7 protein-coding genes are annotated in these 11,126 nt (G+C 72.6%); 4 read left to right on the top strand and 3 right to left on the bottom strand.

The window, feature by feature from the left end; all coding sequences use genetic code 11:
• Positions 1 to 446: 446 nt before the first annotated feature.
• Positions 447 to 638 carry a hypothetical protein gene (locus ACFYU0_RS31775; protein WP_389305651.1) on the bottom strand — a complete coding sequence of 64 codons (192 nt, stop codon included), beginning with the start codon at positions 636 to 638 and terminating at the stop codon, positions 447 to 449.
• 328 nt (positions 639 to 966) lie between these two features.
• Between ACFYU0_RS31775 and ACFYU0_RS31770 the strand changes: the two genes are divergently transcribed.
• The 4 genes from ACFYU0_RS31770 to ACFYU0_RS31755 all read left to right on the top strand — a co-directional run bounded on the left by ACFYU0_RS31770 (position 967) and on the right by ACFYU0_RS31755 (position 4,628).
• Entirely contained in the window at positions 967 to 3,504 is a 2,538-nt protein-coding gene (locus ACFYU0_RS31770; RefSeq protein ID WP_389305649.1) for a Helicase associated domain protein, read from the top strand.
• Positions 3,505 to 3,779: 275 nt separating this feature from the next.
• Positions 3,780 to 4,100: a helix-turn-helix domain-containing protein gene (locus ACFYU0_RS31765; protein WP_389305647.1), complete on the top strand. Its 321-nt coding sequence runs from the start codon at positions 3,780 to 3,782 to the stop codon at positions 4,098 to 4,100.
• A complete protein-coding gene (locus tag ACFYU0_RS31760) occupies positions 4,097 to 4,393 on the top strand; it encodes a hypothetical protein (RefSeq protein ID WP_389305661.1) in 297 nt (98 codons plus the stop codon). The genes ACFYU0_RS31765 and ACFYU0_RS31760 overlap by 4 nt, the downstream gene beginning before the upstream one ends.
• Positions 4,362 to 4,628, top strand: a complete 267-nt coding sequence (locus tag ACFYU0_RS31755) for a GNAT family N-acetyltransferase (RefSeq protein ID WP_389305659.1) — start codon at positions 4,362 to 4,364, stop codon at positions 4,626 to 4,628. Before ACFYU0_RS31760 ends, ACFYU0_RS31755 begins: the two co-directional genes overlap by 32 nt.
• 1,235 nt (positions 4,629 to 5,863) lie before the next feature.
• On the opposite strand, the gene atzF is transcribed toward ACFYU0_RS31755, so the two are convergent.
• Together atzF and uca are read right to left on the bottom strand one after the other, a co-directional pair.
• Complete coding sequence (gene atzF / locus ACFYU0_RS31750; protein ID WP_389305645.1) at positions 5,864 to 7,537, bottom strand: allophanate hydrolase; 1,674 nt, start codon at positions 7,535 to 7,537, stop codon at positions 5,864 to 5,866.
• Positions 7,534 to 11,121: an urea carboxylase gene (uca, locus tag ACFYU0_RS31745; protein ID WP_389305643.1), complete on the bottom strand. Its 3,588-nt coding sequence runs from the start codon at positions 11,119 to 11,121 to the stop codon at positions 7,534 to 7,536. Before uca ends, atzF begins: the two co-directional genes overlap by 4 nt.
• Between the last annotated feature and the right edge of the window lie 5 nt (positions 11,122 to 11,126).

Genomic DNA, 11,126 nt, shown 5'->3' with positions numbered 1-11,126 from the left:
CCCGCGGAGCGGGTCGCATCGCGCTGCGCGCGATGCAAGCGAACACCCGCGCGGCGCGCGGGTGTTGCGCTTCCGCTCCGCGGAAGCGAGAGCGGCTCGCTTTGCTCCCCGCACAACTCCCACGCTTCGCGTGGGAGTTGGCGCTCCTTGCGCTGCGCTTCAGGAGCGGGCCGCTACGCGGCCAGCCCCGAGCGGAGCTCGGGGGCTTGGGGCGGTTCTCCGCTGCGCTGCGAACCGTGTGCCTCGCACTGCGTGCGAGGCATCGGGCCGCGCTCCGCGCGGCCCGGGCTGGCAGCAGTAAGGGTGGGCTCCTGCCGTGGAGCCGGGTGCCGCGCTGGCAGCTTTCCCTCCTTGGTCGCACATCAGGTGGGAGTGCGGTGTGCGGGCCGGCCGAGCTGCCGCGCGGCCTGCTGGGATTGCTATGCCGGCCCAGGGTCGATTCGGGGTCACTTGTGCTGCTGTTCGGTGCGGCCTTCGAAGTCGCGCCTGACCGCAGCTCCCTGATCCTCGATCAGTCCGGCCTGGTCGGGGAGGTCGAGGACCGCACCGCAGTGGTTGCACAGCTTCCCGTCTTCGGCGGGCGTGCCGCAGGCCTTGCAGAACCGGTTGCCTCGAGTGTTGTCAGTGTTGTGGGTCATGGCTCTCCTCGTCGGGTGGGTGGCGATGGATGCGGAGTACCCGTAGCTTGTGTGCTGATTCTTCCGCTTGTCTGCTTCATTTTGTGGCTACGATAGACTCTGGAAATGAGTGGCCGTGCCTCTGTGAGTGTGTGGTCGGCTGGAGGGAAGTCATTTTTGGCTCCAGGTCGAGGACGTGGACCTGTGTTGTACGGATGGGCTACTGACCAAGTCCCCTGGCAATCAAGGCTAGTTACTCGTACTGCGGGGTGAGGACTGTCGTCCGGCTTGCAGGAGGGATTGGAGCGTAGTGGCTGCGAAGGAACTCCGTCCGCATCAGCGGGAAGCCGTGGATGCAGTACTCCGGGCGCTCGAATTACCTGCAAGATCATCTGTGCCCGAGCGGGGCCTGCGGACCCAGGTGATCATGGCCACCGGATCGGGCAAGACCCTGGTGGCCACCCGGAGCGCTGAGGAGCTCCGTGCGGGCCGTGTCCTGGTCCTCGTGCCCTCCCTGGACCTCCTCACCCAGACCGAAGCAGCCTGGCGCGAGGGAGGCCGCACCGGGCCGATGATCGGTGTCTCCTCCCTGCGCGGGGAGGAGGCGTCCTTCCCGAACACCACGGACGTGGGTGAGCTGGTCTCCTGGGTGCGGCCGTTCGACAAGGTCACCGTGTTCGCCACGTACGCCTCCCTCGGGCTCGGCACGCTGGAACGCGCCCACCAGGCCGGCCTTCCGGGCTGGGACCTGATCGTCGTCGACGAGGCGCACCGGACCTCGGGCCGGATCGGCAGACCGTGGGCGGTCGTCCACGACAACACCCGCATCCCTGCACTGCGCCGGCTCTACATGACCGCCACCCCGAGGCTGTGGCAACTCGACGAGGACACCGAGACCGCACCGGGCGCACCGGGTGAGCTGGTCGCGAGCATGGAGGACTCCCCCGACTCTCCCTTCGGCAGCCGCTGCTACACACTGACGCTGTCCGAGGCGATCGACCGCGGGATCTGCGCCCCGTACCAGGTGGTGTGCCTGGACATCACGGACAGCCAGCTCCAGGCGGCGCAGCTGCTGGGTGTGGAGGGCCGCTCGGATCAGGTGCGGGGGGCGCGGCTTGCTGCTCTGCAGACGGCACTGGTGAAGGCCTCGGCCGAGGAGGGCTTCCGCAGGACGCTGGTCTTTCACCACCAGGTGAAGGAAGCCGAGGCGTTCGCGGCCGGTCTCTCGCGCGTCGCCGGCCGGCTGCACGCCGTGGATCCTGGGCTGTATCCACGCAACGTGTGGGCCAACTGGCTGTGCGGCGAGCACAAGCCCCACCACCGGCGCCGGGTCCTGAACGAGTTCTCCCAAGGGATCGCCGCTGACGGCACCGTCGTGGAGAAGACGTTCCTTGGGTCCGTCCGGGTGCTCGGCGAGGGGGTCGACACCCGGGAATGCGACTCCGTGTACTTCGCCGACGTCCGCGGCTCCATGCCCGACCTCGTCCAAGCCGTCGGCCGCGCACTCCGCCTACACCCCGGCGAAGGCAAGGTCGCCTCTCTCGTGGTCCCGGTCCTGCTCGGGCCCGGCGAGACGGTGGACAGCATGCTCACCTCCCGGGCGTACGGCGGGCTCGCCAAGCTCCTCGAGGCACTCCGGGCCCACGACGCCCGCATCCTCGAGTACCTCGCCGAACCCCAAGCACGAAGCCGCGTACGGGGCGTACAGACCCGCTCCGCAGAGGGGAACGACGAGACCGGGGAGGGTCCGGACGCCGACGGGGAGGGCCGGCTGTCGATTCCGGCCCGGGAGCTGCTGAAGTTCTCCACTCCCCGCGATCCCGCACAGCTGGCCGCGTTCATCAACCTCCGCGTCCTCCACCCCGAACACGCCCACTGGCGACGCGGGGTGGAGGCCGCCGGCATCTACCACCGGCACCACGGCGACCTGCGCGTGCCGTTCACCTACCGCGTCCCCACCGCAGGCGACAACCAGGAACAGGAGGCGGAAGGCAGCCAGAGGTGGCCGGCCTCACTCGCCGGCTTCCCGCTCGGACAGTGGATCGCCGACAACCGGCGCTTCCACGCTCGCGGCGACATGGACCCCGACCGCGTCGCGCAGCTCGAGAAACTCGGCATGGTCTGGTCCCACTACGACATCGCCTGGGACGAAGGACTCACCGCCGCCCGCGGCTGGGCCGCCGAGAACGGGCACCTCGCAGCACCGACCGACGCCACCTACCAGGGCTACAAGGTCGGCATCTGGCTGAAAAACCAACGAGCAGCCGCCCGGCGAGCAGCGGAGAACGAACAGCGGCGCTCCCACGGGCTACCCGAGCAGTCGGCCGCCGGCGCGCTGTCGGACGAGCGGCGCGAGCAGCTCGACGACATCGACCCCGCCTGGTGCCCCACCTGGCCCATCGACTGGCAACGCGCCTTCCACCTCACCCGACAACACCTCGAAACCGGCCGGCCGCTGCCAACCGAGCCGGGAACCGTCGTGCACCAAGGCGAAGATCTGGGGCGGTGGGTACGCGCGCGACGACTCGGCTTCGACAAACTCACCAGCGCCCAGCAATGGCTGTGCGAACACATCCTCGGCATCACACCCGCAGCCGAGGAGGAGAAGCCCAAGCCGCGGCGCAGCCAAGCCGACAAGTGGGCTCTCAACCTCGCCGCCGCCACGCAGTACTACCAGCGCGAAGGACACCTGCGAGTCCCGAGGAGCCACATCGAGACCATCGTCACCACCGGCGGCGAGGATGGCGGCCGTGACGGCGAGAAGACGGAGGCGGAAGAACACCACCTGCGACTAGGAGCATGGGTCGGGAACCAGCGCTCCAGAGCTGCGGCCCTGGCGCCGGACCGGGTCGAGCAACTCGCCGCCATCGGCATGCGCTGGACCTGACCACCACCACGCCCGGCCGCCCAGGCACAGCTGCTGCGTCGTGAAGCGTACATTTAGCGTACGGGGTGCGTACGAATGCGTACGAGGCCAGGCTCTGGCAGGCCTGCAGCAGACTTCCGGGCGCTGACGTTCGCCCACGCCCGGGGGCTCTCGTAGCCGATATCGACCGGTGCTGTCCCAAAGACGCCGGATCCAGCAGAGCAGGGGCGAGCGGCATGGGACAACTGACGCCACGGATTGCGGGGTGCCCGCGCTGTCAGCTTGGAGAGGCGGAGATGGAGGAGATCGAGCAGGGGCTGAAGCGCGCGTTGCGCACCCGCCCCGTCCCCTCAAGCACCGAGGGCCGCCTGCGGTTTCTGCTGAAGGCGCACCGGGGCTCCACCCGGAGGGCCGCCGCCGTGCTGGGAGTGTCGCAGCGCACCGTGCAGCGGTGGGTGACGAAGAAGCCCGGAGCGCGTCGCCCGCCGGGTCCCCTGCAGGTGGAGGTGATCGAGGAGGCAGTCCTGGCGCGGTGGCAGCCCCGGGTACGAGCCCGCCTGCGTGCCGCGGGTGTGCTCGTCAGGTCGGGGCAGTGGTTGCAGTATGGTCGAGCATGACCTACGTGATCACGTCCGCCCAGCCGGACGACGCCGCGTCGATAGGGCCCTTGCACCTGCGGAACTGGCTGCAGAACTACACCGACGTGGACGCGGGGATCGAGGAGTCCTGGATCCGTGAGCACCGTGGATCGTCCGCTACCGCCGAAGGCATCATCCAGTGGCGGGAGTTCATCGAGGTGGCGAACCAGAACCCTGCCCCTCATTTCTGCCGTGTCGTCCGGGTGCGAGGCGGAGATCGTCGGCTATCTCACCCTGGGCATGGTCCAGCAGATACATCGGGCCGAGAGTGATCGATTCCGAGTCCTCCCAGTGGCCACAGGACTCGGTGGCCGCATGATGACCGAGTTCCTCGCCTGGGCGGGCCCCGCCTGCATACGCTTGGGGGTCGTCGATTGCAACGAACGCGCGATCCGCTTCTACCGGCGCCACGGCTTCGAGATCACCGGTGAGCCTTACCTATGGCGAGGGAAGCTGCCCACAGTACTCATGACCCGCGAGGCCACGTCGGCACTTGGCTGCCGCTGACCCGAGCACAGACATCAGGCCGTGCCCGGGTCGGGGCCAACACCTGGCGGCGAGCGTCGTCAGGCCGGGTCACAAATGTTGAACCCGTGGTGCAGCCCTGCGTCGGGCGATCGGTGGCAGGAGGGTCAGGCGTACGGCCGGGTCTGTCTCGGCGTGCCACCGTTCCAGCAGCGCGTCGTCGTCCGCGAGGGAGGAGAGCGGTGCGCCGGACGCTCGACGCGGGGCCCGCGAGGAGCGCCGTGACCTGTCGCCCTGCCGCCGCCACTCCTCCCGCCACGCGTCGTGCGTGCCGCGTTCACCGCCTCGCGCGCCGCACCGTTGAGAGCGTCGAGCAGTTCGACGAGAGTGACTCGTGCGCCGTTGTCGGGGTCGCAGGCGAGCGCCGTAAGAAACGGCAGGGCCGCCGCCGCAGCCGACGGCAGCCCCCCTCCCGGGACGAACAGGCAGGAATACAGCGGATAGTCCGTCGCCGCCAAGCCTCACTCGACCAGGCGGCGCAGCGCCTCCGGGACCTCCTCGACCGGATGCTGCTCCTGCATCAGGCGAGCCGACCAAGAGCAGGCCGGTACCGGCGAGCCGCCCGGGCTGCACCGAGCGAGCGGGCCGGTGCGCGCCGACTGCCGCCCACGCCGGACACGGCGATCCGACGCCGCGCCCAGTCGGTCCCGCCACCGCCCCACCCGGCCAGCAGGCACGCGGGCCGGGCTGTGAAGCGTACATATGGCGTACGGAAAGCGTACGGAACCCTGCACGGGCCCGTAGGACCCCGGCGCTGCTGTCTGTCTCGTCCGCCCGGGCATCCCAGTCTTCGTGGCCTCTGAACCATCAACCGAACATCCTGCGTACCAGCGGCGTGCAGGGTGCGATCCCGAACGCCGCCGGTAGCGCCCCGCACCTCCCACTCCCCCAACCGGCAGCCCGTTGCGCCCCTGCAGGCGTCACGCGCTGACGGCTGCTGAACGCGAACGCTGCCGCCATCGCCAGGCCCCAGGTTGGGCCAGTAGCGGCCGTGTGCGAACCCGGAGGCTGCCCTCCGGGCGGCGCCCACCTTCACCGCGCTCAGGCCCGCGGCCGGAGCCGCAGCAAGCAGGATCTGGTGGGTCCTGGGTGCGGTCAGCGGGGGCCAGGCCGTGATGCTCCGTCATCGGCCCCGTTACAGGCGCCATCGCGAGCGTCGACCAGGGGGGTCCGGATTTTCCCAACCGCCCCCAGGCGACCTGCGGGCCCAGGACAGCTCAGCGCGGGTCCTCGTGACGGGGGTCCGACCGCAGGTACGCACGCCAGCCGCCGAACGAGGTGATGTCACGGGCACCCTCGACGGCCAGGGGCTCGCAGAGGAAGCCGGTCACCGAGCTGCCGTCCGCGAGTTCCACGCTGCCGAGCGCCATCGGGCGGGGCAGCGCCGCGGCCAGCGCGCCCAGCCCCTCGGCGGGCAGCCGCCACACCTCGGCCTCGACGGCGCCGCCGCCCGCACCGACCCGGACCAGACCGGGCTTCGCGGGCACCGTGTCCAGCGCGTACAGCCGGTAGGCGGGGGCGGTCGTGGTGGTGCGCAGCAGCCGGCCCCCTGCGGCGAGCAGTTGCCCGTTCAGGGGCTGACCGGACAGATGCGCGCCGACCACGGCCAGCGGCAGCGGCGGGGCGGTGAGCGTTGCGGCGATGCGGGCGAGCCGCTCGTCGGTGAAGGCGGGGCCGATCAGCATGACGCCGAACGGCAGCCCGTCCACCACGCCGGCGGGGACGGCCACCGCCGCCAGGTCGAAGAGGTTGGTCGAGTTGGTGAAGCGGCCGAGCCGGGCGTTCGCGCCCAGCGGGTCGGCCGCGACCTCGGCGATGGTCGGGTGGCCCGGTGCGGTCGGCAGCAGCAGGGCGTCCGCGTCGCCGAGCGAGGCCATCGCGCGCAGTCGGAGGGACTCCAGCCGCCGCCGGTCCGCGTAGAGCCGGTGGGCCCGGACGTCCCCGGCCCGGGAGATGATGCCGGCCACGGTCGGGTCGAGGCCGGGGGAGCCGGCGTGTGCGTCGACGAAGGCGCCGACGGCGGTGTAGCGCTCGGCGACGAACGCGCCCTCGTACAGCATCGCGGCCGCCTCGGTGAAGGGTGCGAGGTCGACGGTCAGCAGTTCGGCGCCCGAGTCGGCGAGCCGCTGCGCTGCGGCATCGAAGGCCTCGGCCCAGCCCGGGTCCAACGGGCCGAGCTGCCCGGCCCGCGGTACGGCGATCCGCCACGGCCCCGGCCGGCGTTCGGCCGGGGCGGTCAGCGCGCGTCCGGACGGTGCCGCCATGAGGGACAGGGCCTGCTCGGCCTCCGGGAGGGTACGGGCGAAGACCGTGACGCAGTCGAGTGAGGCGCAGGCGGGGACGACGCCCTCGGTCGGCACGAGTCCGATGGTCGGCTTGAGGCCGACGATCCCGTTGAAGGCCGCCGGGATGCGGCCCGAGCCTGCGGTGTCCGTGCCGAGCGCGATGTCGGCGACGCCGAGCGCGACGGCGACCGCCGAGCCGGAGGAGGAGCCGCCGGACACGCGCTCCGGTGCGACGGCGTTGCGGACCGCGCCGTAGGGGCTGCGGGTGCCGACCAGGCCGGTGGCGAACTGGTCGAGGTTCGTGGTGCCGAGGACCACCGCGCCCGCCGCCCGCAGCCGGGCCACCGCCGGGGCGTCCGCGTCCGGCGGATACGCGTACGCGGGGCAGCCGGCGGTGGTCGGCAGCCCGGCCACGTCGATGTTGCCCTTGACCGCGAGCACCGTCCCGGCCAGCGGCAGCCGGTCACCGGCGGCCACCTTCGCGTCGACCGCGGCGGCGTCCGCCTCCGCCTGCGCCCGCGGGCGCAGGCCGATCCACACCTCGGGCCGGTCCACCCGCGCGATGCGCGCGTAGGCGGCCCGCACCCGCTCCACCGCCGTGATCACGCGGCCGCCTCCAGGTTCTGCGCGGGAGCGAGGACGACGAGGGCGGTACCCGCCTCGACCTGGCTGCCCGGCCTCGTCAGGACCCGCACCACGACGCCGTCGGCGGGGGCCGGGACCCGGGACTCCATCTTCATCGCCTCCAGCACGAGGAGCGGTTGCCCGGCCGACACGCGGTCGCCGACCTCGACGCCGACCTGCCAGACGGAGGCGGCGAACTCGGCCTCGACCAGATGGCCGCCCTCGGGCACGTCGATGTCGGCGGCCGGCGGGGGCACCTCCGCGGCCGACTCGGCGCGAGCGAACTCGCCCGCCGCCTCCCAGGCCGCCCGTTCCGCGTCGAACGCCGCACCCTGCCGGGCCCGGAAGGCGGCGATGGAGCCGGCGTTCTCGGCGAGGAAGCGCCGGTGGTCGGCGAGTGAGAAGGACCCCTCCTCGATCCGAGGGACGAACCGGCCGGAGACGATGTCCGCGCGCAGCTGATGCAGTTCCTCCGCCTCGACCGGGTACCACCTGATCCGGTCGAAGAAGCGCAGCAGCCAGGGCCTGCCCGGCTCGAAGGCGCCGCGCTGCCGCCAGCCCGACCACACCTGGGTGGTGCGGCCGACGAACTGGTAGCCGCCGGGGCCCTCCATCCCGTAGACGCACAGATAGGCGCCGCCGATGCCGACCGAGTTCTCCGCGGTCCAGGTACGGGCGGGGTTGTACTTCGTCGTCACCAGCCGGTGCCGCGGGTCCAGCGGCGTGGCCACCGGCGCGCCCAGGTACACGTCGCCCAGGCCCAGGACCAGGTACTCGGCGTCGAAGACGGTGCGGTACACCTCGTCCACCGTCTCCAGGCCGTTGACGCGGCGGATGAACTCGATGTTCCAGGGGCACCACGGGGCGTCGTCGCGTACGCCCGCCATGTACCGGGCGATGGCCTCGCGGGTCGCCGGATCGTCCCAGGACAGCGGCAGGTGGACGGTGCGGCTGGGCACCACCAGCTCGTCGGTGGCGGGCAGTTCCTCCTCCACACGCCGGGCGATGCCGAGCAGCTCGTCCAGCGGCAGGACACCGGGGTCCGTCCGCACCTGCAGGGAGCGGATGCCGGGGGTCAGGTCCGCCATCCCGTCCGGGCGCCGCGCCGCCAGCGCCTGCGCGAGCGCGTGGATCCGCATGCGTAGCGCCAGGTCGAGCTGCATCGGGCCGTACTCGATGAGGAGGTTGTCGTCGCCGCTGCGCCGGTACGTCACCGACGGGCGGGTCCCGGTCTCCGGCAGGCGGGCGAGGACGCCGCCGTCGACGACGGGCGCGCGGTCGGCCCGCGGGGCCGCCGCCGGGTTCCGCCGCAGCCCGGCGGCCGCCTCGGTGGTCACGGGGACGAAGCGGACGGTGTCGCCGGGGCGGAGCTGCCCGAGTTTCCAGCGCTGCCCGGTCACGACCGTGGCCGGGCAGACGAAGCCGCCGAGCGAGGGCCCGTCGGGTCCGAGCAGGACGGGCATGTCGCCGGTGTAGTCGACGGCGCCGACGGAGTACGGGGTGTCGTGGATGTTGGACGGGTGCAGGCCGGCCTCGCCGCCGTCGGTGCGCGCCCACCGCGGCTTGGGGCCGACGAGGCGTACGCCGGTGCGCGCCGAGTTGAAGTGCACCTTCCAGTCCGCGCCGTAGAAGTCGCGGATGTCGTCCTCGGTGAAGAACTCGGGCGCGGCGTGCGGGCCTTCGACCGCGCCGATGGACCATGCGCCGACGAAGGCCGGGCGCCGGTCCGGGGGAACGGCGCAGGCCCCCGCACGTCGTTCGCCGCCGTGCAGGACGTCGCCCGCGCGCAGGGCGCGGCCGCCGTGCCCGCCGAACCGGCCCAGGACGAAGGTGGCCGCGCTGCCCAGGAACTCCGGTACGTCCAGGCCGCCCGCGAACAGCACGTAGGTGCGCAGGCCGTGCTCGTGGGGCGCCCCGACCGCCAGGGTCTGCCCGGCTCCGACGGTGACCGGCTCCCACTGCGGTACGGCGGTGCCGTCGACGGTCACCGGCGCGGGCGCGCCCGTGACGCAGACGGTCGTCGGGTGGGTGAACCGCAGGGACGGCCCGTGGAGGGTGCACTCGAGGCCGGGCGCGCCCTCGGCGTTGCCGAGTGCGGTGTTGCCGAGCCGGAACGAGAGGTCGTCCATCGGCCCGCACGGCGGGACGCCGACCTGCCAGTGGCCGGTGCGTCCCGGCCAGTCCTGGACGGTGGTCAGGGTGCCCGGCGCGACGACCTCGACGCGGGGCGTGGGGTCGCCGATCCCGGCGAGGGAGGCGGTGCTGTGGGTCGCCGCGCGCACGCCGACGTCGTCCAGCGCGGCGCGCACCAGGCCGAGGTTGGTCTCGATGCCGTCGAGGCGGGTGGCGGCGAGTGCCGCGTCCAGCCGGTCGAGCGCCTCGGCGCGGTCGGCGCCGTACGCGACGACCTTGGCGAGCAGCGGGTCGTAGGAGGTGGTGACCTCGGTGCCGGTCTCCACCCAGGTGTCCACGCGGATCCCTTCGGGGAAGGCGACCCGGGTGAGCAGACCCGCGCTCGGGCGGTGGTCGCGGGAGGGGTCCTCGGCGTAGAGGCGGGCCTCCACGGCGTGGCCCTTCGGTGCCGGCGGCGCGCTGACGACGGCGGTGTCGCCCTGTGCGAGGCGCAGCATCCACTCCACGAGGTCGACGCCGTAGATCTCCTCGGTGACCGGGTGCTCCACCTGCAGGCGGGTGTTGACCTCCAGGAAGTAGGCCTCCTCGCGTGCGGCGTCGTACACGAACTCCACCGTGCCGGCGGAGCGGTAGCGCACGGAGGCGCACAGATCGCGGGCGGCGGCGGTCAGCCGCTCGCGGACCCGGTCCGGGAGGTTCGGCGCCGGGGCCTCCTCCAGGACCTTCTGGTTGCGGCGCTGCAGCGAGCAGTCGCGGTCCCCGAAGGTGACGACACGGCCCTCGCCGTCGCCGAAGACCTGCACCTCGACGTGGCGGGCGGACTCCACGAGCCGTTCCAGGAAGACGCCGGCGGAGGAGAACGAGGCGGCGGCCACGCGCTGCACCTGCTCCCAGGCGTCGGCGAGGTCCCCGGCGTCGCGGCACGCCCGCATGCCGATGCCGCCGCCACCGCCGGTCGCCTTCAGCATCACCGGGTAGCCGATCTCCTCGGCCGCGGCGAGGGCCGCGTCCACGTCGGGCAGCAGCCCGGTGCCCGGGGCCAGCGGCACACCGGCTGCCTGAGCGGCCGCCCGCGCGGTGTGCTTGGCGCCGAACAGTTCGAGCTGTTCGGGCGTGGGGCCGACGAAGACCAGGCCCGCCTCGGCGCAGCGGCGCGCGAAGCCGGCGTCCTCGGACAGGAAGCCGTAGCCGGGGTGGACGGCGCCCGCCCCGGTGTCCTTGGCCGCCCGCAGCACCAGGTCGGCGTCCAGGTAGGACTGCTTGGCGGGGGCCGGGCCGAGCCGTACGGCCTCGTCGGCCAGCCGGACGTGCTCCGCCCCGCGGTCCGGGTCGGAGTAGACCGCGACGGTGCGCAGGCCGAGCCGGCGGGCGGTGCGGATGACGCGGGAGGCGATCTCGCCGCGGTTGGCCACCAGCAGGGTGTCGAACGTCATGGCAC

Origin of the sequence: Streptomyces sp. NPDC003720 (genome assembly GCF_042875075.1) — a bacterium.
In the GTDB taxonomy this organism is placed as follows: Bacteria; Actinomycetota; Actinomycetes; order Streptomycetales; family Streptomycetaceae; genus Streptomyces.
Note: the sequence above shows the minus strand (reverse complement) of the source record. Positions and strands in the feature narration are given on the sequence as shown.

Coding starts and splice junctions, on each gene's coding strand:
- ACFYU0_RS31755 (WP_389305659.1), top strand. CDS start 4,362: ATGGTCCAGCAGATACATCGGGCCGAGAGTGATCGATTCCGAGTCCTC.
- ACFYU0_RS31760 (WP_389305661.1), top strand. CDS start 4,097: ATGACCTACGTGATCACGTCCGCCCAGCCGGACGACGCCGCGTCGATA.
- uca (WP_389305643.1), bottom strand. CDS start 11,121: ATGACGTTCGACACCCTGCTGGTGGCCAACCGCGGCGAGATCGCCTCC.
- ACFYU0_RS31775 (WP_389305651.1), bottom strand. CDS start 638: ATGACCCACAACACTGACAACACTCGAGGCAACCGGTTCTGCAAGGCC.
- ACFYU0_RS31765 (WP_389305647.1), top strand. CDS start 3,780: ATGGAGGAGATCGAGCAGGGGCTGAAGCGCGCGTTGCGCACCCGCCCC.